Origin of the sequence: Altererythrobacter sp. MTPC7, assembly GCF_042851395.1 — a bacterium.
Lineage (GTDB): Bacteria > Pseudomonadota > Alphaproteobacteria > Sphingomonadales > Sphingomonadaceae > CAJXSN01.
In genome coordinates this window covers 36,268-63,112 of record NZ_BTGS01000008.1, presented here as the reverse complement: position 1 = coordinate 63,112, position 26,845 = coordinate 36,268, and the positions used below count along the sequence as shown (strand labels likewise).

Here is a 26,845-nt window from a genome sequence, read left to right as displayed (position 1 = left end):
GTCAATGCTCTCCCTTGTCCGTCATGCCTAGCAGGGGATGGGCAGCCATGCGAGGACGCGCAAGGGACTTGCGGATATAACAATATCTTTATATCCCTCTTGCCATGCGGATCGAGGCGATCATGCGGGCATTGGCCGACCCTACCCGGCTGAGAATCATGCGGCTGCTCCACACGATGGAGCTTTCCGTAGGGGAACTGGCGCATGTGCTCGGCCAGAGCCAGCCGCGCGTCAGCCGTCATGTCGCCATACTGACCGAATCCGGCCTTGCCGAGCGTCGTCGCGAGGGGAGCTGGGTTTTCCTGCGCGCGACCAGCGGCGTGCCAAACGCAGATGCGGGCGCGCCTCTGGTGGCCGCCGTCAGCCGACTGCTGGCGACAGCCGAAAACGAGGATGACGGATTTGCTCGCGATTGCGAGACCGACCGCCAGCAACTCGCCGCCATCCGCCAGTCGCGCGAAGACGGCGCGAACGCGTGGTTCGCCGACCACGCGGAGGAATGGGACGGCCTACGCCAGCTCCACAGCCCGGACGGACTGGTGGAGGATACACTCGCCAGGGCGCTGGGCGATCGGCCGCTGGGCGCGCTGCTCGACATCGGTACAGGCACGGGCCGGATGGCGGAGCTGTTCGCCAGCGAAGCGGATCATATCGTCGCTCTCGACAAGAGCCTCGAAATGCTGCGCGTTGCACGGGCGAAGCTGCAGAACCTTCCTGCCGAGCGCGTCGAACTGGTGCAGGGCGATTTTGCCGCATTGCCATTTGCCGCGCACAGCTTCGACACGGTACTGCTGCACCAGGTGCTGCATTTCGCACAGGAGCCTGCGCGTGCCCTGGCAGAGGCGGCCCGCGTCGTGCGGCCATCCGGACGTATCGCCATCGTCGATTTTGCCGCCCATGACCGCGAGGAATTGCGCGAACGCTTCGCCCATGCCCGGCTTGGCTTCACCGATGAAGATATGGTCGCGGCGCTGGAAACCGCGGGCTTCGAACCCGGCAAGCCGGTTGCCCTATCCGGAGGGCCGCTGGTCGTGAAAATCTGGATTGGCGAGCGGGTTTCCGCCGGGCCGGTCGATACCAAGAAGCGAAAGGCTGCCTCACAGTGACGGCTTCCCCCAACACCGCGCCTGCAAACGACCTCGACCCGGCACATGAAGAGCGCACGGCGCATGACACGCCGCTCTTCTCCGGCCTGCCCGGCGATATCGGCGTCAGCTTCGAATTCTTTCCGCCCAAGTCTCAGAAGATGGAGGAGAAGCTTTGGGAAGCGGTGCAGGAGCTCGCGCCGCTCGGGCCGGATTTCGTGTCCGTCACCTACGGCGCAGGCGGATCGACCCGCGAGCGGACTCACAAGACGGTGGCGCGCATCATTTCGGAAGCCGGGATCCCGGCAGCCGCGCACCTCACTTGTGTCGATGCCAGCCGCGCGGAAACGCAGGCCATTGCCGAGCAATACTGGGAAGCGGGCGTGCGCCATATCGTGGCGCTGCGCGGCGATGCAGGCGAGCCGGGCGCTCCGTTCACGCCGCACGCCGATGGCTATGCCAGCGCGGCTGAGCTTGTCGCGGGACTGAAGGAAGTCGCCGATTTCGAAATCTCGGTCGCGGCCTATCCCGAAACGCATCCCGATGCCGACTGCCCGCAATCCGACCTCGACAATCTGAAGCGCAAAATCGATGCCGGCGCGACACGTGCGATCAGCCAGTTTTTCTTCAACCACGAGACGTTTTTCGACTTTCGCGACAAGGCGGCAGCCTGCGGCATCGACGCGCCCATCGTGCCGGGCATCCTGCCGGTCACCAATGTGGCGCAGGCGCGCAAGTTTGCCGGACAGTGCGGGGCGGAGATCCCGGCATGGATGGACGGCCTGTTCGACGGTCTGGACGAGCGCCCCGCCGCCCGCCAGCTGGTCGCCGCGACCATCGCAGCAGAGCTGTGCCGCCGTCTCTATGCAGGCGGCGTGCGCCAGTTCCACTTCTACACCCTCAACCGCGCGGACCTTGCCTATGCGATTTGCCATATGCTGGGCCGCCGTTCGCAGGAGGCAGCCCGATGAGCGCGCGTGAAAACCTCCAGGCCGCGGCAGCAGACCGCATCCTGATCTTCGACGGTGCGTTCGGCACGCAGATACAGGAGCGCGGCCTCAGCGAAGAGGATTATGCCGGCGATCTCGGCCTGTCCGCCGATCAGAAGGGCAATAACGACATCCTCGCGCTGACCCGCCCCGATGTCATTGCCGATATCACTCGGGCCTATCTGGAGGCGGGGGCCGATGTGGTCTCCACCAACACGTTCAGCGCCAACACCATCAGCCAGGCCGATTATGCGGCAGAGGACAAGGTGCGCGACATCAATATCGCCTCCGCACGCATTGCGAGGGAACTGGCCGACGAATACCAGGCGAAGGACAGCCGTCCGCGCTTCGTCGCAGGGGCCATCGGTCCGACGAACAAGACCCTCTCGCTCAGCCCCGATGTGGAGGATCCCGGTTTCCGCGAAATCGACTTCGACACGCTGGTCGGCGTCTACCGCGAACAGGCCGCCGCGCTGGTCGAGGGCGGGGCGGACTTCATCCTGATCGAGACGATTTTCGATACGCTCAATGCCAAGGCGGGGATTTTTGCGGTCAGGCAGCTGGAGGCCGAGCTGGGCCGTGATGTGCCGATCATGCTGTCCATGACGCTGACCGACCTGTCGGGCCGCAACCTGTCTGGCCACACGGTGGAGGCATTCTGGTATGCCGTGCGGCACGCGAACCCCGTGACCATCGGCCTCAATTGCAGCTTCGGTGCGGAGCAATTGCGTCCGCATGTCCAGCTGCTGTCCGATATCGCCGATACGCTGGTGCTGGCTTACCCCAATGCGGGCCTGCCCAACGATCTGGGCGAATATGACGAGGAGCCCGAAACCACCGCCGCGCTGGTGCGCCGCTGGGCGGAGAACGGCCGGGTCAACATCCTCGGCGGATGCTGCGGGTCGACTCCCGCGCACATCGCCGAAATCGCGAAGGCGGTGGAGGACCTGTCGCCACGTGCGATACCCGAACGGGATACCAAGATGCGGCTCGCCGGTCTCGAACCGTTTACGATCGCGGCATGAGGCCGGTCGATTCCAGCAATGTAATGATCCGCGCGGCAACGCCCGCCGATGCGCTGCGCCTGTCTTTGGTGGCCAGCGCAACGTTTCTCGAGACCTTTGCGGGCATGATCGATGGCGATGCATTGGTCAGACACTGCGAAACGGTGCACGATCCCGGCGGCCTGGCTGCCGCCATGCAGGCAGGCGCGCTCGCCTGGCTGGCAGAAGTGGATGGCGCGCCGGTCGGCTATGCAATGTTGACGACGCCCGCGCTCGATGCCGCGCAGGACGGCGATATCGAGCTGAAGAAGATCTACCTGCTCTCGCGCTTCCATGGCAGCGGTGCCGCGCGCGACCTGTTTGACGCCGTGCTGGCAGGCACGGGCGGCCATCGCCGCATGGTGCTGGGGGTGAAGGCCGACAATGCGCGCGCCATTGCTTTCTACCGCAAACAGGGATTCGACCAGATCGCCACCCGCCGCTTCGATGTCGGCGGCACGCTTTACGACGACGTCGTGCTCGCACGGCCTCTCGCCCGGGACTGAACCAATGAACGATCTTTCGACCGCCCGCTTCGTCAATATCGGCGAGCGTACCAATGTGACCGGTTCTGCCCGGTTCAAGAAGCTGATCCTGGGCGACGACTATGCCGCCGCGGTCGAGGTCGCGCGCAGCCAGGTGGAAAACGGCGCGCAGGTGATCGACGTCAACATGGACGAGGGCCTGCTGGACGCGGTCCATGCCATGACAACCTTCCTGAAACTGATTGCGGCAGAGCCCGACATCGCGCGCGTTCCGGTGATGGTCGACAGCTCCAAATGGGAGGTGATCGAGGCAGGCCTGAAATGCGTATCGGGCAAGCCGATCGTGAATTCGATCAGCATGAAGGAAGGCGAGGAGCAATTCCTCGAACAGGCGCGCAAATGCATGGCCTATGGCGCCGCCGTCGTCGTCATGGCGTTCGACGAGACGGGCCAGGCCGACACGAAGGACCGCAAGGTCGAAATCTGCACACGGGCTTATGAATTGCTGACCGGTATCGGTTTCCCGCCGGAAGACATCATCTTCGATCCCAACATCTTCGCCGTGGCGACCGGGATCGAGGAGCATGACCGCTACGGGCTCGACTTCATCGAGGCGGTGCGCGAGATCAAGGCCGCCTGTCCGCACGCCAAGACCAGTGGCGGGCTTTCCAACCTCAGCTTCAGTTTCCGCGGCAACGAGACCGTGCGCCGCGCGATGCATTCGGTGTTCCTCTACCACGCGATCCCCGCGGGGCTCGACATGGCGATCGTCAACGCCGGGCAGCTCGACGTGTACGACCAGATCGACCCCGCACTGCGCGAGGCGTGCGAGGATGTAATCCTGATGCGCCCCGTGGAAGGCGACGTGTCCGCGACCGAGCGGCTGATTGCGCTCGCGGAAAGCTACAAGGGCGCATCCAAGGAAGACGAGAAAAAGGCTGCGGAATGGCGCAGCTATCCGGTTGCTAAGCGGCTGGAGCACGCTCTGGTCAAGGGCATCGACGCGCATGTCGTCGAGGATACCGAGGAAATGCGCGCCGCTACCGCAGAGGCAGGTGGGCGCCCAATTGAGGTCATCGAAGGCCCGCTGATGGACGGCATGAATGTCGTCGGCGACCTGTTCGGCAGCGGCAAGATGTTCCTGCCGCAAGTGGTCAAATCGGCCCGCGTGATGAAGAAGGCGGTCGCCCATCTCATCCCCTATATCGAGGCGGAGAAGGACCTGCTTCCGGAGGCCGAGCGCAAGGCCAAGGGCAAGATCATCATGGCGACGGTGAAGGGCGATGTGCACGACATCGGCAAGAACATCGTCGGCGTGGTCCTGCAGTGCAACGGCTATGACGTGATCGACATGGGAGTGATGGTCCCGTGGTCGCAGATCTTGCAGACTGCCAAGGACGAAAAAGCCGACATCATCGGCCTGTCCGGCCTCATCACACCCTCGCTGGACGAGATGGTGACGGTGGCCGAGGAAATGGCGAATGCAGGGATGGATATTCCGCTGCTGATCGGCGGGGCGACCACCAGCAAAGTGCATACCGCGCTGCGGATCGATCCGAAATATGATGGCCCCGTCATCCATGTGCTCGACGCCAGCCGCGCGGTCGGGGTCGCCAGCCGCCTGCTGTCCGACACGCAGCGCGACGAATTCGTCGGCGACACCGCGGACGAATACGAGAAAGTGCGCGCCGCGCGCGAGGGCAAGTCGCCCAGCGTCCTCCTCAGCATCGAGGAAGCGCGGGCGAATTATTACGACGCCTTCCTCAGCGACAAGCCTGCCCCGCCGCGCAATCCGGGCCTGCATGTGTTCGACGACTGGGACCTCGCCGACCTGCGCGACGTGATCGACTGGACGCCGTTTTTCCGCGCGTGGGAACTGCACGGCAATTACCCCGCCATCCTGACCGACGAAGTGGTCGGCGAGACGGCGACCCAGCTGAAGGCCGACGCCGATGCGATGCTCGACAGGATCATCGGCGAAAAATGGCTGACGGCGCGCGGTGTGGCGGGCCTGTGGCCCTGCGCGCGCGACGGCGACGACGTGACGATCTATCGCCACGACCGCGACGAGACGGTGGTCCTCCCCTTCCTGCGCCAGCAGGTGAAGAAATCGCGCGACCGCGCCAATATGTGCCTCGCCGATTTCATCGACCCGGCAGGCGACTGGATTGGCGGCTTTGCGGTCGGCATCCACGGGATAGACGAGCATTCCCAGCGCTTCCTGGCGGACAAGGACGATTATTCCGACATCCTGCTGAAAGCGCTGGCGGACCGCTTCGCAGAAGCGTTCGCAGAGCGCCTTCACCAACATGTCCGGACCGATCTGTGGGGATATGCGCCCGGCGAACAGCTGACCAACGAGGCGCTGATCCGGGAGGAATATCGCGGCATCCGCCCAGCGCCCGGATACCCCGCCTGTCCCGATCACAGCCTGAAGCCGATCCTGTTCGACCTGCTGGATGCGCCGGAGAATGCCGGGCTGACCCTGACCGAGAGTTTCGCCATGTGGCCGACGGCGGCGGTCTCGGGGTTCTATTTCGGCCATCCGGAATCGCAGTATTTCGGTGTCGCCCGGGTGGGGCGCGACCAGCTGGAAGACTACGCGAAGCGCCGCGGGGTCGATCTGGCGACGGCGGAGCGCTGGCTGCGGCCCAATCTGGACTGAGCGATGCCGCCGACCCCGCAGTGGGCCGGGGGATAAACGGAGCCGGGGAATAATCGGGACCACCGCCTTTCAAACGCATTGACCGCCCCGCCGACTTCCCGCATCGCGGGCCCGTCGGCGGGGGAAGCGATTCCCTTGCAGGCGCGCGCGGGAGAGCTTGCGGGGAAACCCGCGACGCCGAAGGAGCAACCGCCCCGGAAACTCTCAGGCCACCGGACCGCGCGGGCTATCGACACTCTGGAAAGCGCGCGTCCGCCTGTCGGGCCGCCACCGAAGGAGAAAGCCCCGTGCCTGGATCGGCTCGGGAGCAAGCTCTCAGGTTTCCCGACAGAGGGGGCGGGTGGCCAGCGTGCCGGTTGTCGGCGCGCGGCCCTGTCGGGAGCGTATGGACTTGAGCGAAGCCGAAACTGAAACGCCCGAAGAAACCGGCACACTGCCGCTGGATGCCTGGCATCGCGGCCGCGGTGCGCGCATGGTCCCCTTCGCCGGTTACCATATGCCGCTGCAATATTCGGCAGAGCATGGCGGCGGCCTGATTGCAGAGCACGAATGGGCCCGCACGCAGGCGGCGCTGTTCGATGTCAGCCACATGGGGCAGCTGCTGCTGACCGGCGAGAACCCGGCCGAAGCGCTGGAAGAACTGGTCCCGGGCCTGATCTCCAGCTTGAAGCCCGGCCGCGTGCGCTACACCCTGCTGCTGAATGACGAAGGCGGCATCCTGGACGACCTGATGGTCACCAATGTCACGCCGTGGATCGAGGGTGACGAGGATGCCGGAACCGAAGGGCACTGGGGCGAGCCTGCCTATTACCTCGTCGTCAACGGAGCGACCAAGTGGGACGACATCGCCCATTTGCGCGAACACCTGCCGGACGAGGTGAACCTGCAGCATATGGACGATCACGCGCTGCTCGCGCTGCAGGGCCCGAATGCGGCGACGGCGCTCGGCCGCGTGATGCGCGGCGTGCCCGACGATCTCGTCTTCATGCAGTCGGTGGAATACCAGTTCGGCGAATGGCCGCTGCGGATCACCCGCGCTGGCTATACCGGCGAAGACGGCTTCGAAATCTCCGTCCCTGCGGAGTTCGCCGAAAGCCTTGCCGACCGGCTGATGGCGGAAATCGAGGTGCGTCCGGCGGGGCTGGGCGCGCGCGATTCCCTGCGCCTGGAAGCGGGATTGCCGCTGTACGGTCACGACCTGACGGCCGAGATCGATCCGGTCAGCGCCGACCTCTCCTTCGCCCTCAGCAAGAAACGCCGCGAGGCTGGCGGCTACAAGGGCCATGCCACCATCGCCAATGCGTTGAAGGACGGCCCCGCCAGCCACCGCGTCGGCCTGGTCCTGGAAGGCCGCCTGCCTGCCCGCGAAGGGGCGGACGTGTTCGCCGGCGATGCGAAGATTGGCGCAGTAACCAGCGGCGGCTTCTCGCCCACGCTCGGCCACCCGATCGCCATGGCCTATGTCGATGCCGCTCACACCGAAATCGGCACCGAACTGGAAGTCGCGGTCAGGAACAAACGCCTGCCTGCACGCGTCGCCCCCATGCCTTTCGTGCCGCACAAATATTTCCGAGGGAGTTGAACCGATGGCCCGTTACTTCACCGATGAACACGAATGGATCGACGTGGAGGGCGACACCGCCACCGTCGGCATCACCGACTACGCGCAGGAACAGCTGGGCGACATCGTCTTCGTCGAACTGCCCGACGTCGGCGCCATGGTCGAGAAGGGCAAGGACGCGGCCGTCGTCGAATCCGTCAAGGCGGCCAGCGACGTGTTCGCGCCCATCTCCGGCGAGGTGACCGAGGCCAACGATGCGCTCGAGGAAGACCCCGCACTGGTCAACACCTCGCCCGAGGAAGACGGCTGGTTCTTCAAGCTGACCATCGGCGACAAGGGCGAGCTGGACGGCCTGATGGACGAGAAAGGCTACAAGGCCTTCGTCGACGGACTCTGATTTCTTCCCCTCCTTCGCCGTGCAGCCCGACCTCGCGCGGCGCTCCCGAGATCGGGAGGTGATTCTGGAGCATATCGAATGCGCTACCTGCCCCTGACCGACGCCGATCGCGGCGAAATGCTGGATGTCATCGGTGCGGACAGTATCGACGACCTGTTCGTCGACGTGCCCGAAGCGGCCCGGCTGAACGGGCCGATCGAGGGGCTGCCGCTGCATGCCAGCGAAATGGCGGTCGAGAAGCACATGCGGCGGCTGTCGAAGAAGAACCTTGCAGCATCCGATGCGGCGTTCTTCTGCGGGGCGGGCGCGTACAAGCATCACGTGCCCGCATCGGTTGACCACATCATCCAGCGCGGTGAGTTCCTGACCGCCTACACGCCCTACCAGCCGGAAATCGCGCAGGGTACGCTGCAGATGCTGTTCGAGTTCCAGACTCAGGTCGCGCGGCTTTACGGGTGCGCGGTGGCGAATGCTTCGATGTATGACGGCTCGACCGCGTGCTGGGAAGCGGTCGCGATGGCGGGCCGCGTGACGAAGCGCAGCCGGGCCGTGCTGTCGGGCGCTCTGCACCCGCATTATGCCGAGGTCGTGAAGACCATGGCGAAATTCACCGGCGACACCATTGCCGATGCGAAACCGTCCATCCAGGCAGAGCCGGACCTCGATGGCCTGATCGCGCGGATCGATGAAGACACGTCCTGCGTGGTGCTCCAGTATCCCGACATCCTCGGCCGCATCACCGACCTGACGCCGGTCGCGGAAGCCGCGCACGCGAAGGGCGCGCTGCTGATCGCCGTGAACACCGAACCGGTGGCACTGGGCGCGATAACGCCTCCCGGCGAAATGGGCGCGGATATCGTCGTGGGCGAGGGCCAGTCCATCGGCGTCGGCCTGCAATTCGGCGGGCCCTATCTCGGCCTGTTCGCCGTGCGCGATCCCAAGCATGTGCGCCAGATGCCCGGGCGCCTGTGCGGGGAAACGACCGATGCGGAGGGCAAACGCGGTTTCGTCCTCACGCTTTCCACCCGAGAGCAGCATATCCGGCGCGAAAAGGCGACGAGCAACATCTGCACCAATAGCGGGCTCTGCGCGCTGGCCTTCAGTGTCCACATGACGCTGCTGGGCGAGAAAGGCCTGCGCACGCTGGCGGCGGAAAACCACCGGCTCGCCTGCGTGGCGGCGGAACGGCTGGCTAAGATCTCCGGCGTCTCCGTTCTCAACACCGCGTTCTTCAACGAATTTACCGTCACGCTGGGCCGCGACGCACGCACGGTGGTGCGCAACCTTGCGAAGCAGGACGTGCTGGCGGGCGTGTCGCTCGGACGCCTGTTCCCCAATGTTTCCGACCTGTCGCAAGGCCTGCTGGTCGCCGTGACCGAAACGACCACGGAGGAGGATATCGACACCCTCTGCTCCGCGCTGACAACCGAACTCACGCAGGGAGAGCCGGCATGAACGCCCCGAACAAGTCCGGCTGGAAGCCCGAAATGACCGTCGGTGCAGCCGAAGGGCCGGAAACGGTCACAGGCAACCGTGCGCTGATGCTGGAAGAGCCGCTGATCTTCGAAATCGGCAGCAGCGAGACGACCGGCGTCGATTTCGCCTTCCCTGCACCCTTGCCGCTGGCCGGGGTCGAGGCCCCGCCCGAAAGCGCGGCGAAAACGCAGGCCGCCAGCCGTCTCGGCGGGCTGGAGCGTTCCGGTGCGATCGGCCTGCCCAGTCTGACGGAGCCGGAAACGGTGCGCCACTACACCCGCCTCAGTCGCCAGAACTATGCCATCGACCTCGGGCTGTTCCCGCTCGGCAGTTGCACGATGAAGCACAATCCGCGCCTGAACGAGAAGGTTGCGCGGATGCCCGGCTTTGCCGATGTCCACCCGCTGCAGCCGGTCGATACCGTGCGCGGCGCGCTGGAAGTGGTCAACGAACTGGCTTTCTGGCTGATCGAGCTGACCGGCATGGCCGGCGTCGCGATGAGCCCCAAGGCCGGCGCGCATGGCGAACTGTGCGGTATCTTGTGCATCCGCGCCGCGCTGGAAGCACGCGGCGATGCGCGCGAAGTCATCCTTGTCCCCGAAAGCGCGCATGGCACCAATCCCGCAACCGCCGCCTTCGCCGGATACCGGGTGGAAGACATTCCGGGCACCGAAGACGGCCGGGTCGATCTGGAGGCTCTGAAGAAGCGTCTGGGCCCGGACGTTGCGGGCGTCATGATTACCAACCCCAACACGTGCGGCCTGTTTGAACGCGACATGAAAGCGATCTCGGACGCGGTGCACGAGGCGGGCGGTTTCGTCTATTGCGATGGCGCGAACTTCAACGCCATCGTCGGCAAGGTGCGCCCGGGTGACCTCGGCGTCGATGCGATGCACATCAATTTGCACAAGACCTTCTCCACCCCGCATGGCGGCGGCGGCCCGGGTTCCGGCCCGGTGGTCCTGTCCGATGCGCTCGCGCCTTACGGGCCGCTGCCTTACACGGCGCGCACCGCAGACGGCATGGTGCACCTCGTCGAGGAAGAGGATGCGGACGCGTTTTCCGAAGAGCATTTCGGCGGACGGATGGACAGTTTCGGCCGGATGACCGCCTTCCACGGGCAGATGGGCATGTTCACCCGCGCGCTGGCTTACATCCTGAGCCACGGAGCCGACGGCCTCAAACAGGTGGCCGAGGACGCGGTGCTGAATGCGAACTACGTCCTGCGCAGCCTGGAAGACCTGCTGCACGCGCCCTATGCCAAGAGCGGGCCGTGCATGCACGAGGCCCTGTTCGGCGACAGGGATTTTGGCGAAGGGCTGTCGACGCTGGACCTGGCGAAGGGGCTGATCGACGAAGGCTACCACCCGATGACGGTCTATTTCCCGCTGGTGGTGCATGGCGCGATGCTGGTCGAACCGACGGAGACCGAAAGCAAGGCGTCGCTCGACCAGTTCATCACCGCCTTCCGCTCCGTGGCGGAGCGGGCCAAGGCAGGCGACCAGGCACTGAAGCAGGCCCCCTATTACGCACCGCGTCGCCGCCTGGACGAAACGCAGGCGGCGCGTAAACCGGTGCTGGCCTGGAAAGAGCCGGAACCGCAGGGCGGCCAGCCTGCCATGCCCGAACAGGGCGGCCGCTAGCCGGCCCGGATCAGGCGCTGCCGATTATTCGACGGGCCGGGGCGGTGCCTTCGCGGCATCCTCCGGCCTGATCCGGATATCGAGGCGGCTGAGGATCGAGACCCAGAACCCGATCACGGCAAGCGCGCTCGCCCCCAGAACACACAGCGCCGCACCTTTCAGCCCCTGCCAGCCCATCGCCGTTTCCAGCAGCGCGAAGGCGAGGCCCATCGGCAGGGCCCGGCACAGGAAGGCCGTGCCCGCACGCCCGGCGCTGACCAGCAACGATTCCAGGCTCGCCCCGACCAGTTCCACCGCGCCGCCTATGGCGAGGATGACCATCGCCCAGTAGACGACGCGGAACTCCTCGCCCGCGATCAGGACCAGCGCCTCGCGCCCGAACAGCAGGGCGACGCCGACGGCCAGTACACCTCCGATGAGCGCGGCATTGGCAATCCGGCGGGCGATGGCGACCGCGTCTTCCTTTGCATGGACAAGCTCCGGATAGACGGCCTTTATGATCGTCTGGGCCAGCTGGACCAGCGCCTGTCCCAACTGGCTTGCAATGCGGAACCCGCCCGCTGCCGCTTCCCCGCCGATCGCCCCGACCAGCAGGATCATGACCTGCTTGCCCGCGACCAGCAGGCTGCCCGACAGGTTGGTGGACAGGACGAACCGCCAGGCATCGGGATGCGCGGCAGGAATGCGGCGCAGCGATATTTCCGAGGTCTCGATCCTTTCGCTGCGCGCGGCGACGATCCACAGCGCGGCGGCGACCACGATTTCCGAAGCGGCGAAGGCCAGCACGAAGCCCGTCACCGTCGGCATGAAGAGGAAGGCGAGCACGGCCCCGATGGCCCGGACAACGGGCTGCGTCGCCTCTGCCGCGGTTGCCCTTCCATACTGGAAGCGCAGGCGCAGCAGCCCGGTCGGCGTGGAGCGCAAGGCGAACAGCGAGACGAGGCAATAGCCGAAAGCCAGCCACAGCAGGTCCGCGGGCAGCGGCAGCCACAGCGGTGCAGACGCGACGAGGATCGCGGCCAGCAGCGCGCCCGTCACCAGCGAAAGAAGGTCCAGCGCGATGGCGAAACCGGTCGCCCTTGCCGGACCTTCGCCTTCCGCCCCCCATCGCACGACGAATTGCCATGTCTGGAAATTGGCAATGCCGGTGACGATCTGCCCCAGCGCGATGATGATCGCGAAATAACCGAACCCGTCGAGGCCCAGCGTGCGCGTCGCCAGCGGAATGTAAACGAGGCTGAGCGCGGCATTGACCCCGCGCCCGCCCAGCAGCCAGCCCATGTTCCTGACGATACGTTGCATGAAGTGCGGCCGGTCTCGCGCGGTTTGCGGTGAAGGCGGCACTTAGACGGTAGACGCCGCCTTGGCAAAACTTGTGAGCGCCTGGACTGTGCGCCAAAGGGATCGGTATGCGGATCGTCTTCAGCAGGAAGGGCTTCGACAGCGCGAGCGGCGGCGGGCCATCGCCCATCATCGGGGGACGTCCGGTCAGCCTGCCGATACCGGCCAGCCGGTATTCCCGCACGACCTATGGCGATCTGGGGCTGGGCGATGCCGCCGAAGCCGCCAGCCGCGGCGTGCTGGGCGCAGGCGATCCGTGCCACCACGATCCCATGTTCACTGACGAGGGGATGTGCCTGTTCGGACAGGGCGGCGCCGCGCAGACGCATCTCGCCAACAGGGGCGTCGGCGTGGGCGACGTGTTCCTGTTCTTCGGCCTGTTCCGAGAGGGAAGCGGCGATCCGCATCACCGCATTTTCGGCTACCAGCGGGTCGAGGACATCGTCGACCTGAGCGCCTGCGACGAGGCACGGCGCGCCGAACTGGCGGCGCTGGGCCATCCGCATGCGCTGGGGATGCATGCGAAGAATGACTGTATTTATGTTGGGAAAGGGCGGACGGCACAAAGGGCTTCGGACCCATTGCGGCTCACCGTTCCCGAAGGTCCGCCCAGCCTGTGGAACCGGCCCGGTTGGCTGAAGAAGGGCGGGCTCAGCTATCACGACCGCGCCGACCGCTGGCTACGCGGTGGCCGCCTGCGTTCGGTTGCGCGGGGTCAGGAATTCGTTGCCGATGTCGGTCGTCGCAGGGCGCCGCGCGAATGGCTGGAAACCGTGATCGACGAGATCAATAGGTCTTGATGATCGCGCTGAAATCCAGTCCGCCGTTACCCGCCCCGGCAAAGTCTTCGTAGAGCGAGGCGGCACGGGCACCCAGCGGCACGGCGGCGTCTGCCTTGTCGGCCGCCTCCATCGCGAGGCGCAGATCCTTCAGCATGAGGCCGGTCGCGAACCCGCCCTGGTAATCGTTGTCCGCCGGGCTTTCGACGCCGACGCCGGGCAGGGGGGTGTAGGCATTGAGCGACCAGTTGTAGCCGCTCGATTGCGAAGAGATCTCGTAGAATTTCTGCGGGTCGAGCCCCAGCTTCTGGGCCATCTTCATCGCTTCGGCCGTGCCGATCATGTGGATGGCGAGCAGCATGTTGTTGCAGATTTTTGCCGTCTGGCCCGCGCCTGCCTCGCCTGCATGGATCACGGCCTTGCCCATGCCTTCGAGGATCGGCTTGGCGCGCTCGAACGCGCTGTCCGTTCCGCCGACCATGAAGGTCAGCGTGCCGCCATTGGCTGCAGCGATGCCGCCGGAAACGGGCGCGTCGACCATTTCGAACCCTGCGCCGACGGAAATCGCTTCCACTTCCTTTGCCGTGGTCACGTCGATGGTCGAGCAATCGAGGAAGATCGCGCCTTTAGGCGTGGCGGCAATGACCTGGTCCCCATAGACGCTGCGAACGATTTCGCCATTGGGAAGCATGGTGACGACCGCTTCCGCGCTCTCGCAGGCGCTTTCCACCGTATCATGCGCCTCGCAGCCTGCGTCGGCGGCAGCTGCGCGTGCATCCCCGCTGAGGTCGAAGGCGTTCACGGTGTGCCCCGCCTTCACGAGGTTCGCGGCCATCCCGCCGCCCATATTGCCGAGGCCGATGAAGGCGATTTTCATAGAGCAGTGTCCTTCGCATGCCTGCCAAGCAGCACGGCGGTGAAATCGCCATCGTGCTTCCAGGACAGGTAGGTGATGTACGGTAGCAAGAAGCCGGCGCCGCCGAAAAACGCCACGACCGTGAGCAAGATACCGGCCGCGTTGGGCCCGTTGCGCCATAGCGTCCAGCATGCCGACAGGAAGAGCATGATCATGAAATCGAAATTGAACTGCCCGGGCCATGTCCACTCGGCCATGTCGCCGAAAAACGCAGGGAAGAGATTCAATCCGTCATTGACGACAACATAGCCGGTATAAAAAGCGAGAGCGCCCCAAAGGACCATCAGGAAGAACGTAAACGATTTCACGTCACCTTCCCTTCCAGTTCCCCTCGCGCTTCTCGATGAACGCGGCCATGCCTTCCTGCTTGTCCTCGCTCGCGGTAAGGATCTGGAAGATGCGGCGTTCGACGATCAGGCCCTGGTCGAGCGTCATTTCGAAGGCGCTGTTGACCATTTCCTTGTTCGCGATCGCGGCCATCGGTGGCATGGAGGCGATGGTGGCGGCGGTCTTCTTCGCCTCTGCCATCAGGTCCGCATGTGGCACGACCTTGGCGACGAGGTTGCTACGCTCGGCTTCTTCGGCATCCATCATCCGGCCAGTCAGGCACATTTCCATCGCCTTCGACTTGCCGACCGCGCGGGTGAGCCGCTGGCTGCCGCCCATGCCCGGCGCGACGCCCAGCTTGATCTCCGGCTGGCCGAACTTCGCATTCTCGCTGGCGATGATGATGTCGGCCATCATGGCGAGCTCGCACCCGCCGCCAAGGGCAAAGCCGTTGACCGCGGCGATCCACGGCTTGCGCGTGGTCTTGACGATCTCGCTGGTCCATTTGGAAAAGAAATCGTCCAGGTAGAAATCGGCCGCCGCCTTGTCCGACATTTCCTTGATGTCGGCGCCCGCGGCAAAGGCCTTATCCCCGCTGCCGGTCAGGATCGCGCAGAGCTGGCTCTCGTCGGCCTGATAGGCGGCGAAGGCCTGGATCAGCTCGTCCAGCACCACGCTGGACAGCGCGTTCAGCGCCTTGGGCCGGTTCAGCGTAATGGTCGTCACTGCGCCGTCGGTTTCGGTCAGGATGGTTTCGTAATCGCTCATAGCGGTTTCCATTCTTCGTCTGCGGGCAGGGGGGCGAAGATGCTGTCGATCAGTTCCTCGCTCACATCCTGCGGAGTGGGGGGATCCCATTTCGGGTCGTTCGTCTTGTCCACGATCACGGCGCGCACGCCCTCGGCAAAATCGGGGCGCACCAGCACGCGGCTGGCGATGCGGTATTCCATCGCCATGTTCTCGGCGAAGCTGTCCAGCTTCTCGCTCTCGGCAAGCTGGCGCAACGCGACCTTGCAAGTCTGCGGGCTCTTCGTGCCCAGCGTGTCGCGCTCCTTCGCCGCCCAAGTGTCGCCATCGTCCGCCGCCGCTTCCAGGCTGGCGAGAATGTCCTCGTAGCGGTCGGATGCGAAATGCTTGCGGATGAGGTCGGCATTCGCGTCGATCCGGGCCTTGGGCGGGGTGCCGACGGGTTCGGACAAGATGCCGGAAATCCGGTCGGGCTTTTCCACGATGCGGGCTTTCAGTTCTTCCAGCATCTCGCTCGGCACGTAATGCGTCGCGATACCGGCCCACAGGCACTCGCTCCCGTCGAGCCGCGCGCCCGTCAGCGCGAGGAACTGTCCCAGCCGCCCGCCAAGGCGCGAGAGGTGCCAGCCGCCGCCGACATCGGGAAACAGGCCGATACCCGTCTCCGGCATGGCGAAGCGCGTGTTCTCCGTCGCCACGCGGTATTTCGCAGGCATGGCGATGCCCACGCCGCCGCCCATGGTGATGCCGTCCATGAAGGCGACGATGGGCTTGGGATAGACGAACATCTGGTGGTTCAATTGGTATTCGTCGTGGAAGAACTGGCGTCCCGCCACGCCGCCGTCTTCCAGCGCGCTCTTGCGGAGCAGGTTGATGTCGCCGCCGGCGCAGAAACCGCGCCCTTCGGCATGGTCGAGGATGATGGCCTCGACGCTGTCGTCGTTCTCCCACTCCGTCAGCGCCGCGCTCATCGCGTGGCACATGTCGAGGGTGAGCGCATGAAGCGCACTGGGCCGGTTGAGGCTGATATGGCCGACGCGGCCGTGCTTGTGGATGTTGATGTCTTGGGTCATGGTTTCGTGCCCTTACTGGCGCAGGAGGTCGCGGCCCACGATCATCCGCATGACCTGGTTCGTGCCTTCCAGGATCGAATGCACGCGCAGGTCGCGCCAGAAGCGTTCGATCGGGTAGTCCTTCAGATAGCCGTAGCCGCCGAACAATTGCAGCGCGTCGTTCACGACCTTGCTGCCATTGTCGGTCGCCAGCCGCTTCGCCATTGCGGAGAAGCGCGACTTGTCGGGAGCGCCATCCGTCACCTTCGCCGCCGCAAGGTAGAGCAGGGCGCGGGCGCTTTCGAGGTCGGTCGCCATGTCGGCCAGCATGAACTGGGTGTTCTGGAAATCGGCGATGGGCTGGTCGAACTGCTGGCGATCCTTGGTATAGGCGACAGCTTCGTCGAGACACCGCTGCGCCCCGCCAAGCGAACACGCCCCGATGTTCAAACGCCCTCCGTCCAGACCCATCATGGCGAAACGGAAGCCCTCGCCCTCGTCACCTACGCGGTTGGCGACCGGGACGCGTGCATCCTCGAAGATGACCTGCGCGGTGGGGCTGGCGTTCCAGCCCAGCTTCTTCTCCGGCGCGCCGAAGCTGACGCCGGGCGTATCCTTGTCGATGACGAGGCAGGTAATGCCCTTCGTCTTGTGGTCGGAGGTGCGGACCATGGTGACGTAGACGTCGTTAACCCCGCCACCCGAAATGAACTGCTTCGTGCCGTTGAGCACATAGTGGTCGCCGTCCAGCACGGCATTGGTCTTGAGCCCCGCCGCGTCGGACCCGCTGCCCGGTTCGGTCAGGCAATAGCTGGCGATCTTCTCCATGGAAATCAGGTCCGGCAGATACCGGTCCTTCACGTCCTGCGACCCGAACTGGTCGATCATCCAGCTCGCCATGTTGTGGATCGAGATGAAGGCGCTGGTGGTCGGGCAGCCATAGGCCATCGCTTCCATGATGAGCGCCGCCTCCAGCCGGCCGAGGCCGATGCCGCCGCTTTCCTCCGACACGTAGATCGCGCCGAAGCCCAGTTCTGCGGTGGACTGGATCACGTCGCGCGGGAAATGGCTTTTCTCGTCCCATTCCCCGGCGTGTGGAGTGATGTTGTCGGCAGTGAACCGGCGCGCCATGTCCTGGATGGCAAGCTGGTCTTCGGTAAGCTGGAATTGTCCTGTCATGGAGTGGCTCTAGCGTCCCTGATGTAAAGAGAAAAGACGGGTGGACCTTACGCGAGATTGCACAGCCCGTTGGCTTGCCCGCGCGAACTTATTCCGGGCACGGCAGGTACTCGGTGACATTCAGGATACCGTCGCCGTCATCGTGATTGATAGCCAGAGTGCCGCCCGGCTGCAGGGCGAAATCCTTGCGCGCCTGAGTGGGCGTGTCCGCATAGGTGGTGTCGAAGGTTGCATCGATCATGGTGTCGGTCCGGTTATGAACTTCCATCAGGCGACCACCTTGTTCAAACAAAGTATAACCGTCATTCCTGACGGTCAGGACTTTACCGAAATTGCGATTGGTGTCCGACGTCTGTTCGCAGTCCTTTGCGGTGGGTGTGCGCGAAAGGTCGTTCTCGCGCCATTGTCCGCGAAGGGATGCGGGCATGGTATCTTCGGCGGATTCCGAACCCGCAGTGCGTATTGGCGGTGCCCCGTCCCCGATGCCTCCGTCCGGTTCGACCGGCATCATCGTTTGAGTGGGCGCAGGCCCTCCTTCCGATGCATCGTCGGTCGCGGCAGACTGCGAACATGCTGGCAATGCGAGCGCCGCAGCGAGAATGATGGGCAAGCGCACAGCCGTCACCCCATCGTCGGGATGACGAAGGCGTTCTCGTTGCTGCCATCCGCCGTCCCGTCGGGCCAGCGCTGGGTTACCTTCTTGTTCTTCGTCCAGAACTTCAGGCCTTCCATGCCGTACTGGTCGATGTCGCCGAAGCCGGAGCGCTTCCAGCCGCCGAAGCTGTGATAGCTGACAGGGACCGGGATTGGCACGTTGATGCCGACCATGCCGACATTCACCCGGCTCGCAAACTCGCGCGCTGCGTGGCCGTTGCGGGTGAAGATGGCGACGCCATTGCCGTATTGATGCTCGCTCGGCAGGCGCAGGGCATCCTCGAAATCATTGGCGCGCACGATCTGGAGCACGGGGCCGAAGATTTCTTCCCGGTAGCTTTCCATGTCCGGCGTGACGCGGTCGAGCAGGGTCGGGCCGACGAAGAAGCCGTCCTCATGCCCCTGCAGGCTGAAGCCGCGTCCGTCGAGGACGACTTCGGCGCCTTCCTTCTCGGCCGTGTCGATCCAGCTTTCGATGCGCGCCTTGTGTTCCGGCGTGACGACGGGGCCGTAATGCGCGTCCGCATCGGTGGCGACGCCGACGCGCAGGGCGTTGATTGCCGGGATCAGCTTCTCGCGCAGGCGGTCGGCGGTGTCCTCGCCCACCGGCACGACAACCGGCAGCGCCATGCAGCGTTCGCCGGCAGAGCCGAAAGCAGCGCCGGCCAGATCGTTCACAACCTGGTCGAGATCGGCGTCGGGCATCACGATGCCGTGGTTCTTGGCCCCGCCAAACGCTTGCACGCGCTTCGCATTCGCTGCGCCGCGTTCGTAGATATACTGCGCGATGTCCGACGATCCGACGAAGCTGACGGCCGGGATGTCGGGGTGATCGAGGATGGCATCGACCATCTCCTTGTCTCCGTGGACGACCTGCAGCAGGCCTTCCGGCGCCCCCGCTTCCAGGAACAGCTCTGCCAGCCGCACAGGCACGCTGGGGTCGCGCTCCGAAGGCTTGAGGATGAACGCGTTGCCTGCCGCAATCGCCATGCCGAACATCCACATCGGGATCATGGCGGGGAAGTTGAACGGCGTGATTCCTGCGCCGATGCCCAGCGGTTGGCGCATCGAATAGACGTCGATGCCCGGCCCGGCACCTTGCGTGTATTCGCCCTTCAGCGCCTGCGGGATGCCGCAGGCAAATTCGATGACTTCCAGCCCGCGCTGCACGTCGCCATGCGAGTCCTCGACGACCTTGCCATGCTCGCTGGAGAGCAGTTCGGCGAGTTCCTGCTTGTTTTCCTCGACCAGGCGCTTGAACTCGAACATCACGCGGGCGCGTTTCTGCGGATTGGTCGCGGCCCAGCCGGGCTGCACTTCCTTCGCTTTCGCAACGGCAGCGTCCAGCGTGGAGGCATTGCCCAGCACGACCTCGGCCTGAACTTCGCCGGTGGAGGGGTTCCAGACCTTGTGGGTGCGGCCCGTGGCGGCGGGGGAGCCCCCGGCAATCAGGTGGTCGATCTGGCGCATGATAGTCTCTCCGGTTCTGGTTTTGCAGCGTATCTAAACCCCCGCCGCGCTCACACAAGCCGGGCGGCCAAGATAAGTCGGTATGCCGAGGGCCGAGGCGCGACCAGCTGCGCCCGATCCCGCCAGCCGCCGCTGGGCGTGCGACCGGTGTTTATATTGACCGGGCCCCGTCCATCGGCCACAGGCATCGCCCGGCGCACGCGCGGGTGTAGCTCAATGGTAGAGCAGCAGCTTCCCAAGCTGACGACGAGGGTTCGATTCCCTTCGCCCGCTCCAGCGCTTTTTTCCTAAAGGCGCTGCTCGGCAACAGTGGAGAGCTTTTGCGCTTCGTTAGGCCTAGAACAGCCAGTCACGCACGAGAGAGGCGAGTTGGGATTGCGAATGCCTGCCGGTAGAGCGCAGGGCGCTCTTGATCTGGTTGCGGACCGTATGGACCGAATGAACGGTTTGGCTGGCAATTCTTAACGCGCTCTTGTCGGTGGCGACCGCAAAGGCGACTTCCAATTCCTTGTCCGTCAGGGGCAAAGGGTTTCCGCCGGCACCGGCAATTTGCGCGCTGCCTTGAGGGGGCCCGTGGTGAGGGCCAGCATCCGGCAGGCCCCTGGCGCGTGCGGGAAATCGACGTAACGAACCAGGAAGCTGGAACGCTCTGCCGTCCAAGGGAGCACGTCACGGCACGAAATCTGGGCTTCCTCCCCTGCCGAGCCGAACGACGCATGGGCAGGACAATCGTTTTCGATAACGGTGCCTATGGCCTGCAACGTTCCCGCCTCGAAACGCCCGGCGATTCCTTCCAGTACGCCGTCCGACAGAAGGGCTCTGACCCTGCCGGGGAAGACGATGCCTAAAGCGGAAAACAATTCCTCGCAATTCGTCACTTGGCTGTCCTGTCATCCAAAAAGAAGAAGGCGGGACTCCGAAAGGGAATTCCGCCTTCTCGTCTCGTCGGCCGGGGTCAGAAGCCGATCGTGACGCCCGCATTGACGCTCGTGACATCGACATTGCTGCCGGTCGCATAGCTGGCGCGCAGGAAGGCGCCCGAGTTCACACCGATATCCGCGAACAGACCGGCCCCGATGGTGAAGTATAGATCGGGATCGACGCCTTGGAGGCGGAAGCTGTTCGTCGGAGCGCCGAGATAGGCGACATTGCGGAACGAGGCGTTGTCGTCATCGAAGCTGTAAGCCAGCGTGAGTTCCGGACGCAGCGTGGCGAGACCGGTTTCGAACCGGGTGCCTGCCCGCAGGCCCAGCGTCGGGGTAAGCACCGTTTCATCGGCATCCTCGACCACCAGATTGACCGCGCCGGCACCGTCTTCGGTGAACCCGTCGAAGTCGAACTGGCGGAAGGTCAGCTGGCCGAACGGGGCCACCCAGCCATTGCCGAAATCGACCATGTACTCGGCCCGCAGATCGCCGCGCAGCTCGGTGCTGTCGAATTCGGAGAATGCGGTCCGGGACAGGGTCGGCATGACGCGGGAGGCGTTCCAGTCGCTCCAGCCATAGACCAGATCTGCGCTGATGGCGAAGTTGCTGAAGCCCTGTCGCAGATAGGCACCCAGCATCCAGGTATCGGCTTCTGCCATCAGCAGGTCGTTGTCGGCATTGGCGCTGATGCGGCCATAGCCCACGCCGGCGCCGATTTCTCCGTTGTCGGTGGCAATACCGAAGCCCACGGACCCGCCGTAGTTATCGGCTTCGATGTCGCGCGAACCGACGGCGCTGTCGCCTTCGAGGTCGACGAAGTCACCCGACGGGGCGAGCCACACATTGAAGCCGCTTGCGCCATCCGGCACGCGCCGGCTGCTGATCGCATCGACGAACGGTGCCGTCGTCTCCAGCGTGGTGAGCGAACCGTAGAATTCGCCGGACGCCAGTTCGTTCAGAGCCGTACCGACCTGGTCCATCGTCAGCAGCGTATCGAAGCCGACGAAGATATTGGCGAGATCCTGGGCCAGGACGAACCGGTCGCCGGCAATGCCGATGCCGCCCGCTGTACCAGCCTGGATCGCCGTCACCACATCGTCGAACGCGTCGCTCAGGGCCGAGCCTGCAGCAATTGCGTTCTGGTTGTTACCCGCCGTTTCGAACCCCGCACGGTCTGCGCTGGCGAACACGATGGTCCGTCCACCTTCGGAACGGGTATCGAGATCGAAGCTTACGAAGTTCGAACTGGAGTTGACGTCGACGCCTGCGCTGGTCGTTACCGTACCGGACACGCTTGCGATGTCGACCGTCTGGCCATTGGTGAACAGGCCGCCCGTCGGGCTGACCAGTTCCACCGTGCCGGCTAGGTCCATGTCTCCGTCAACCGTCAGGAAGCCCATGCCGAGTTCGGTGAAAGCTTGCCCGAAGGCATTTTCCGGAGTGGTGAACAGCCCCGATGCCAGACCGATGGACTGGACCGCCAACGGGTTCGTGGACACGCTGATGCTGGAGAATGCCGGATCGACGACCCGTACCAGCGTGGGCATGACGCCCACCGAGAGCGTTCCGCTACCGGTCTGGACGAAGTCGCCGTTCTGGTAGACTTCGACACCGTCGATCGCATTCACCGATGCATTCGTGCCGAACAGCGGCGCGGGAAGGTCGATCCGGTTACCCAGGACCAGCCCGGCCGAATTCACGATGTCGCCGCGGATGCCGAACACTGCATCGCTTCCGGCTGTGGCCAGCTGGATTTCCCCGCCGTCGATGGCGAAGGTGCCGAGGTCCAGCGTATAGTCGGCCACGGTGTTGGTGTTGGTCATCGGGGCGAACGGCGCACCGGTGATCAGGAACACGCCGTCACCCGTCTTGGTCAGGGTTTCGACGCCCAGAACGCGCGCTCCGCCAGCATAGGCAGACAGGTCGCCTGCAGCAACGATGCCCGGATCGGCATCGCCAAACGCCGTTTCCAGCTGAGCCAGGGCCACATTGCCGAGGCCGAGGAAGCCGGCACCGTTCAAGGTCACGTTCGTCGCGGTAAAGCGCTCACCCGTTTCCTCGTCATATTCGGCAAACACACCGCCGCCGGTGACCGATCCGCTGTTCAGGGCGATGTCGGCCGTGATGGCGCTCGTCTGCTCCCGGTCGTCGAGCTGTCCGAAGACGCCCGCCACCGAAATCGTGCCGCCGACAAGGCCGTTCTGCTCGACGGCATACCCCTGCTCGATGGCCTCGGCGAGGTCGAGGACCTCTTCTTCGCCAAGCTGGGTCAGCGTGTCGACCGACTGGGTCGTGTAGTTATCGACGCTCCTGCCCAGCTCGATATCTCCGCGGATCACGCCATTATTGACCAGTGTTCCGTCCAGCGCCTCCAGGGAAGCGTTGCCGGTAACGAGGCCATTGTTGGCGATCGAGGCCGAACCGCCGGTCGCGGCATAGGTCGTCGTGGTCGTATTGACACGGGTCACGTCGTTGCGGTCGGTTTCGGTCGTGAGCGACGACGTGTTCTCGTAAAACGAGGACGCGCTCAGCGATCCGAAGATCTGCCCGTTGTTGACGGCCGATGCGTCGGTTGCGCTGACGACCGAAACGGAGGCGTTTGTGCCGTCGAACTCGGCCCCGCCGTCGAAGCCGATGCGCCCGTCATTGACGAGGCTGGCCGGGCCGCCGGTTCCCATTTCTTCGGAAGTTCCCGTGACGGTGTCGGGGGTTCCGCCGATGAAATCGGTTTCGTCGCTGCTCGATGCGCTGTCGTAGAAGACATCGCCGACCTGCAGGAAGGCACCGTTCGTTGCTGCGAGGACAGTGCTGTCTTCACCGATGACGACGCTGGAGCCATCGCGGCCGATAACCGTGATGTCGCCGAAATTGGCCGGAACATCGCGATCTTCGGCATCGACTGTCAGGCTAGCCGTTCCACCGGTTGCGGTCGACGTCGACTGGGAAGAACGCGCGACCGTTGTTCCGTTGACCTCCGTTTGCTGGCTGGCGAAGGAGGAGTCGTCGCCTGCGGCAAACACCGAGACGGAGCCCCGGACCTGACCGGTCAGGACCGCATCTGCGTTCCCGGCAGTGGTCGCAAGAAATAGGCTGCCCCCGCCGCTGGTGGCGACATCGCCATAACCCAGCGGACCTTCCTCGCCGGCACCGATCGTACCGGCCACGTATGCCGTCACGTTTCCGCCCGCCGCCGTGGAGGTCTGCGAGTAGTCGTTGGTGCTGGACGATCCGGTCGGGCTGCTGCTTAAGCTGAAGGTGCTTTCGGACATAAACGAGGAGGTCTGGCTGCTCTGCACAACCGAGCCGCCGACCGCGCCATCCGCGCCCAGGACGAACGAATTGTTGCCGCCCGAACCGTTCAGGAACACCGAACCGCCGACTTCGCCTTCGCCGATGGTCACGGCCACATCGCCATCAGCGACCGAACGGGCATTGGAAGACGTGCTGACGAAGTCATTTGAGGTGAAATTGCCGTCCTCGTCATAGATGACGAGCTGGCTGCTCGAATTGCTGTTTTCAGAACCGCCGAAGCCCTGCGAGGTAGCGGTCAGGCTGCCTTCCACGATCCCGCCATTGTCGATGACTGCCGTTGCATCGCCCGTTGCGTAAAGGCGTGCGTCCTGCGTTATCCGGCCGCCGTCCACGATAAGCGAACTGTCGTTTTCGGTCTGGTCGTTCGTGTCTGTCGAGGATGTATCCGATTCAAACCGGCGAATATCGCCGTCCGCATCGAACTGCAGGGTCGTGTCTTCGGAGAAGCTCGATGTGATCTCGGATCCGGTTGCCTCGCCATAGAAACTGCCGAAGATCGTGCCGGTCACCGTGGCGGCGCTGTTGCCACCCCTGCTAACCTGGGTGACCGATCCGTCGCTGGCGCCTCCGAACGGTGCGAACTGGACGGCTCCGTTCGTGCCGGCGTAAAGCCCGGTCACATCTCCGCCGCTCGACGTGCTCGATTGCTCACTGTCCCGCTCGATGGTCCGGACAAAGCCACCCTCGGGACCGGGCGTGTTGGCGAACGTATCCGTCCTGGTTTCGGCAAAAGTGCTGTCGGTGCGAATGCTCTCGACGTTCGTCATACCGATTACAGCGCCTTCGTTCACGTAGTTGGCACTGCTGCCGCCCAACACCGTGATCGACCCCGTAACCCGGCCGCCTTCCGCATTGGCGAAGCTGGCATCGCCGCCGACGCTCGTGCTCGAATTGCTATTGGTGGTCCGGTCGACGGTCGTCGTGACGCCGTCGTCATCGGTATCGCTGTCGGAAGAACTTGTCTGCGCGCTTGCGAAATTGGTCGCATTGGACAGGACGCGGACATCGCCGTTTATGCGGCCGGCATTGGTCACGCTGCTGGCGGTATGGCCAAAGGCAGACACCAGGACCGGACTGGTCGCGTCCAGACCGATCAGACCGCTTTCCGCGTTATCGATGGATGCCGTACCGCCCGTCCGTTCCGAAGTCGACGAACTGGCGGAAGCGCTACTGCCCGCTCCGTCGGACGACGACGAGGACTGGCTGAGCGTATCGCTGCCCGATGCGTTGGCATTGATCGAACCTGTCACGACGCCTTCGTTCGAAACGCTGGCATCGTCGTTGCCTAAAGCACCGACATCGCCCCTCACGGAGCCGGTGTCGCCGATGGTAATCGAGGCATCGCCGCCAGAGCTGCTGCTTTGCTGGCTGGACGTGTTGGAAAACGCGGTTCCATCACTTTCGCTGGAAAAGGTGTCGACGCGGTCCGTGCCAAAAGACGTGGCGAATGCAGCGCCGATAAAGGTCTCGTTGCCGACCGAGCCGTCGATAATCACCGTGGCGGAATTCAGGCCGTTCGCCTGCACATCGCCGCTGACAGATCCGGTCTCGCCGACGGCGACCGACGCGTCGCCGCCCAGGGCAGTCTGCGTGGTCGTCTCGTCATAGGTGCTGTTGGTGCCGTCACTGGTACTGACCGAAACCGTCGACCGCGCCGTGACATCGGAATTTGCGCGGGCACTATCATACTGCGTCAGCGATCCGACCGATCCGTCGATCGAAACGCTTGCATTTTCCAGCCCGACGGCGCGGACCGATCCGGTATTCGCTTCCTCGTCGATGACAACCGATGCGCTGCCACCTTCGTAGGTGAATCCGGAAGACGTGGTCGTGGTGGTGACGCCGTCTTCGGTTTCGGTGTCACTGGTGAAAGGCTGCGATACGAATACCTGCGACTGGACCACGATATCACGGAGGTCGGAATCGTCCGTGGCCGTTGCCGCAGTGCCGACATCGCCTTCGATGACGGCCTCGGCAGAGGTTCGCGAGCCAAGATAGACAGCCGGCGATCCGAAGCCGTCGATCTGCTCGGTGCTGATCAGCGTCGCGGGGCCCGTCACGTTGACGAAGACTCCGCCTGCCAGGAGGCCGCTATTAGTCAAAGCGACTTCGCCGCCGACATTCTGCACCGAGACATTGCCGGTAATCGAACCGCTATTATCCAGGGAGAACGTGTTGTCGGCATCGTCGGCCGTTCCGAAATATCCGATCCCGACAGGCGCATCTTCGGTGCCGATCGCCCCTGCATTATCGATGGCGACCTGTCCCTGCTGCGTCGGGAAGATCTGACTGAATGGCTGGGTGACGAGTGCGTCGTCGACAAATTCCAGCGTGACGTCATTGCCTGCGACGCCGGCTAGGGCGGCGTTGACTTCGGTGGCCGTGCTGTCGGCAGTGCAGGTGACGGTCGAACCGTCTACCGTGCAGGCCGCGTTGGCCGGTGTCGCCAGGCCCGTGATGATTGCGGCGGTGGCTACGCCCAGCGCCAGCTGCGTCTTCTTCTGCATTGAATTACCCCTGTGCAGTTTACGATTCCAACTCCGCAGACCTTCCTGGTGCGGATTGCGGCGGGGTATGACCGAAGCTGCGTTCGAAAGGCGCTCGTCTCGCGTGAGCAAAGCGTTCGAATCGCGTGAAAAATAACTTTTCTGGGCTAATCAGGCTTTATAGTTTCCTCATTCCTGATTATCGGTACCGGCAAGAACAATGCTCTGAATACAGAGTGAAATTTGGTCGCGTCGAACCAGCTTGAGCTTTCCGCCTTTATTCGGGTCGGCGGGGAGACATTTCGGGGTACG

The 26,845-nt window shown here is 64.2% G+C and carries 21 protein-coding genes, 1 tRNA gene and 1 riboswitch; of the genes, 11 read left to right on the top strand and 11 right to left on the bottom strand.

What is annotated here, in order from left to right:
• The first annotated feature begins 104 nt into the window (after nt 1-104).
• From ACGHJ7_RS08635 to gcvPB, 9 genes are all read left to right on the top strand, one after another.
• Nucleotides 105-1,106 carry an ArsR/SmtB family transcription factor gene (locus ACGHJ7_RS08635; protein WP_390476394.1) on the top strand — a complete coding sequence of 334 codons (1,002 nt, stop codon included), beginning with the start codon at nt 105-107 and terminating at the stop codon, nt 1,104-1,106.
• Nucleotides 1,103-2,056: a methylenetetrahydrofolate reductase [NAD(P)H] gene (metF, locus tag ACGHJ7_RS08630; protein ID WP_390476392.1), complete on the top strand. Its 954-nt coding sequence runs from the start codon at nt 1,103-1,105 to the stop codon at nt 2,054-2,056. The genes ACGHJ7_RS08635 and metF overlap by 4 nt, the downstream gene beginning before the upstream one ends.
• Nucleotides 2,053-3,099 (top strand): homocysteine S-methyltransferase family protein, encoded by a 1,047-nt coding sequence (locus tag ACGHJ7_RS08625; protein WP_390476390.1) that lies wholly within the window; start codon nt 2,053-2,055, stop codon nt 3,097-3,099. The genes metF and ACGHJ7_RS08625 overlap by 4 nt, the downstream gene beginning before the upstream one ends.
• The gene (locus ACGHJ7_RS08620) at nt 3,096-3,623 is read left to right on the top strand and encodes a GNAT family N-acetyltransferase (protein WP_390476388.1); all 528 of its coding nucleotides are present in this window, start codon (nt 3,096-3,098) and stop codon (nt 3,621-3,623) included. Before ACGHJ7_RS08625 ends, ACGHJ7_RS08620 begins: the two co-directional genes overlap by 4 nt.
• 4 nt (nt 3,624-3,627) lie before the next feature.
• The gene (gene metH / locus ACGHJ7_RS08615) at nt 3,628-6,267 is read left to right on the top strand and encodes a methionine synthase (RefSeq protein ID WP_390476387.1); all 2,640 of its coding nucleotides are present in this window, start codon (nt 3,628-3,630) and stop codon (nt 6,265-6,267) included.
• 138 nt (nt 6,268-6,405) lie between these two features.
• Nucleotides 6,406-6,497: riboswitch (glycine riboswitch) on the top strand.
• A gap of 155 nt (nt 6,498-6,652) precedes the next feature.
• On the top strand, nt 6,653-7,849 hold the full coding sequence (gcvT, locus tag ACGHJ7_RS08610) for a glycine cleavage system aminomethyltransferase GcvT (RefSeq protein WP_390476385.1): 1,197 nt from the start codon (nt 6,653-6,655) through the stop codon (nt 7,847-7,849).
• A 4-nt stretch (nt 7,850-7,853) separates the two neighbouring features.
• Complete coding sequence (gene gcvH, locus ACGHJ7_RS08605) at nt 7,854-8,225, top strand: glycine cleavage system protein GcvH (RefSeq protein ID WP_390476383.1); 372 nt, start codon at nt 7,854-7,856, stop codon at nt 8,223-8,225.
• A 78-nt stretch (nt 8,226-8,303) separates the two neighbouring features.
• Nucleotides 8,304-9,680, top strand: a complete 1,377-nt coding sequence (gene gcvPA / locus ACGHJ7_RS08600; RefSeq protein ID WP_390476381.1) for an aminomethyl-transferring glycine dehydrogenase subunit GcvPA — start codon at nt 8,304-8,306, stop codon at nt 9,678-9,680.
• Nucleotides 9,677-11,344, top strand: a complete 1,668-nt coding sequence (gene gcvPB / locus ACGHJ7_RS08595; RefSeq protein ID WP_390476379.1) for an aminomethyl-transferring glycine dehydrogenase subunit GcvPB — start codon at nt 9,677-9,679, stop codon at nt 11,342-11,344. The genes gcvPA and gcvPB overlap by 4 nt, the downstream gene beginning before the upstream one ends.
• 24 nt (nt 11,345-11,368) lie before the next feature.
• Here gcvPB and ACGHJ7_RS08590 read toward each other — a convergent pair whose 3' ends face one another.
• Complete coding sequence (locus ACGHJ7_RS08590; RefSeq protein WP_390476377.1) at nt 11,369-12,646, bottom strand: lipopolysaccharide biosynthesis protein; 1,278 nt, start codon at nt 12,644-12,646, stop codon at nt 11,369-11,371.
• 107 nt (nt 12,647-12,753) lie between these two features.
• Between ACGHJ7_RS08590 and ACGHJ7_RS08585 the strand changes: the two genes are divergently transcribed.
• Nucleotides 12,754-13,485 carry a hypothetical protein gene (locus ACGHJ7_RS08585; RefSeq protein WP_390476375.1) on the top strand — a complete coding sequence of 244 codons (732 nt, stop codon included), beginning with the start codon at nt 12,754-12,756 and terminating at the stop codon, nt 13,483-13,485.
• Here the strand turns inward: ACGHJ7_RS08585 and mmsB are convergent.
• The 7 genes from mmsB to ACGHJ7_RS08550 all read right to left on the bottom strand — a co-directional run bounded on the left by mmsB (nt 13,472) and on the right by ACGHJ7_RS08550 (nt 19,809).
• Entirely contained in the window at nt 13,472-14,341 is an 870-nt protein-coding gene (gene mmsB, locus ACGHJ7_RS08580; protein ID WP_390476374.1) for a 3-hydroxyisobutyrate dehydrogenase, read from the bottom strand. The two genes, ACGHJ7_RS08585 and mmsB, sit on opposite strands and share 14 nt — an antisense overlap.
• Nucleotides 14,338-14,688, bottom strand: a complete 351-nt coding sequence (locus tag ACGHJ7_RS08575) for a hypothetical protein (RefSeq protein ID WP_390476372.1) — start codon at nt 14,686-14,688, stop codon at nt 14,338-14,340. The genes mmsB and ACGHJ7_RS08575 overlap by 4 nt, the downstream gene beginning before the upstream one ends.
• A 1-nt stretch (nt 14,689) precedes the next feature.
• Complete coding sequence (locus tag ACGHJ7_RS08570; protein ID WP_390476370.1) at nt 14,690-15,475, bottom strand: enoyl-CoA hydratase-related protein; 786 nt, start codon at nt 15,473-15,475, stop codon at nt 14,690-14,692.
• Nucleotides 15,472-16,527: an enoyl-CoA hydratase/isomerase family protein gene (locus tag ACGHJ7_RS08565; protein WP_390476368.1), complete on the bottom strand. Its 1,056-nt coding sequence runs from the start codon at nt 16,525-16,527 to the stop codon at nt 15,472-15,474. The genes ACGHJ7_RS08570 and ACGHJ7_RS08565 overlap by 4 nt, the downstream gene beginning before the upstream one ends.
• Before the next feature lie 12 nt (nt 16,528-16,539).
• Entirely contained in the window at nt 16,540-17,685 is a 1,146-nt protein-coding gene (locus tag ACGHJ7_RS08560) for an acyl-CoA dehydrogenase family protein (protein WP_390476366.1), read from the bottom strand.
• Between the two features lie 88 nt (nt 17,686-17,773).
• Nucleotides 17,774-18,196 (bottom strand): hypothetical protein, encoded by a 423-nt coding sequence (locus ACGHJ7_RS08555; RefSeq protein ID WP_390476364.1) that lies wholly within the window; start codon nt 18,194-18,196, stop codon nt 17,774-17,776.
• Between the two features lie 110 nt (nt 18,197-18,306).
• Nucleotides 18,307-19,809, bottom strand: coding sequence for a CoA-acylating methylmalonate-semialdehyde dehydrogenase (locus tag ACGHJ7_RS08550; RefSeq protein WP_390476362.1), 1,503 nt, complete (start codon nt 19,807-19,809; stop codon nt 18,307-18,309).
• 202 nt (nt 19,810-20,011) lie between these two features.
• Between ACGHJ7_RS08550 and ACGHJ7_RS08545 the strand changes: the two genes are divergently transcribed.
• Nucleotides 20,012-20,085 (top strand) — tRNA-Gly (locus tag ACGHJ7_RS08545).
• Nucleotides 20,086-20,145: 60 nt separating this feature from the next.
• Here the strand turns inward: ACGHJ7_RS08545 and ACGHJ7_RS08540 are convergent.
• From ACGHJ7_RS08540 to ACGHJ7_RS08530, 3 genes are all read right to left on the bottom strand, one after another.
• Nucleotides 20,146-20,334, bottom strand: coding sequence for a helix-turn-helix transcriptional regulator (locus tag ACGHJ7_RS08540; protein WP_390476360.1), 189 nt, complete (start codon nt 20,332-20,334; stop codon nt 20,146-20,148).
• Nucleotides 20,325-20,687, bottom strand: a complete 363-nt coding sequence (locus tag ACGHJ7_RS08535) for a hypothetical protein (RefSeq protein WP_390476358.1) — start codon at nt 20,685-20,687, stop codon at nt 20,325-20,327. Before ACGHJ7_RS08535 ends, ACGHJ7_RS08540 begins: the two co-directional genes overlap by 10 nt.
• 77 nt (nt 20,688-20,764) lie before the next feature.
• Nucleotides 20,765-26,554, bottom strand: a complete 5,790-nt coding sequence (locus tag ACGHJ7_RS08530; protein ID WP_390476357.1) for an autotransporter domain-containing protein — start codon at nt 26,552-26,554, stop codon at nt 20,765-20,767.
• Between the last annotated feature and the right edge of the window lie 291 nt (nt 26,555-26,845).

Coding starts and splice junctions, on each gene's coding strand:
- ACGHJ7_RS08635 (WP_390476394.1), top strand. CDS start 105: ATGCGGATCGAGGCGATCATGCGGGCATTGGCCGACCCTACCCGGCTG.
- ACGHJ7_RS08625 (WP_390476390.1), top strand. CDS start 2,053: ATGAGCGCGCGTGAAAACCTCCAGGCCGCGGCAGCAGACCGCATCCTG.
- ACGHJ7_RS08620 (WP_390476388.1), top strand. CDS start 3,096: ATGAGGCCGGTCGATTCCAGCAATGTAATGATCCGCGCGGCAACGCCC.
- metH (WP_390476387.1), top strand. CDS start 3,628: ATGAACGATCTTTCGACCGCCCGCTTCGTCAATATCGGCGAGCGTACC.
- gcvT (WP_390476385.1), top strand. CDS start 6,653: ATGGACTTGAGCGAAGCCGAAACTGAAACGCCCGAAGAAACCGGCACA.
- gcvH (WP_390476383.1), top strand. CDS start 7,854: ATGGCCCGTTACTTCACCGATGAACACGAATGGATCGACGTGGAGGGC.
- gcvPA (WP_390476381.1), top strand. CDS start 8,304: ATGCGCTACCTGCCCCTGACCGACGCCGATCGCGGCGAAATGCTGGAT.
- gcvPB (WP_390476379.1), top strand. CDS start 9,677: ATGAACGCCCCGAACAAGTCCGGCTGGAAGCCCGAAATGACCGTCGGT.
- ACGHJ7_RS08590 (WP_390476377.1), bottom strand. CDS start 12,646: ATGCAACGTATCGTCAGGAACATGGGCTGGCTGCTGGGCGGGCGCGGG.
- ACGHJ7_RS08585 (WP_390476375.1), top strand. CDS start 12,754: ATGCGGATCGTCTTCAGCAGGAAGGGCTTCGACAGCGCGAGCGGCGGC.
- mmsB (WP_390476374.1), bottom strand. CDS start 14,341: ATGAAAATCGCCTTCATCGGCCTCGGCAATATGGGCGGCGGGATGGCC.
- ACGHJ7_RS08570 (WP_390476370.1), bottom strand. CDS start 15,475: ATGAGCGATTACGAAACCATCCTGACCGAAACCGACGGCGCAGTGACG.
- ACGHJ7_RS08565 (WP_390476368.1), bottom strand. CDS start 16,527: ATGACCCAAGACATCAACATCCACAAGCACGGCCGCGTCGGCCATATC.
- ACGHJ7_RS08560 (WP_390476366.1), bottom strand. CDS start 17,685: ATGACAGGACAATTCCAGCTTACCGAAGACCAGCTTGCCATCCAGGAC.
- ACGHJ7_RS08555 (WP_390476364.1), bottom strand. CDS start 18,196: ATGATGCCGGTCGAACCGGACGGAGGCATCGGGGACGGGGCACCGCCA.
- ACGHJ7_RS08550 (WP_390476362.1), bottom strand. CDS start 19,809: ATGCGCCAGATCGACCACCTGATTGCCGGGGGCTCCCCCGCCGCCACG.
- ACGHJ7_RS08530 (WP_390476357.1), bottom strand. CDS start 26,554: ATGCAGAAGAAGACGCAGCTGGCGCTGGGCGTAGCCACCGCCGCAATC.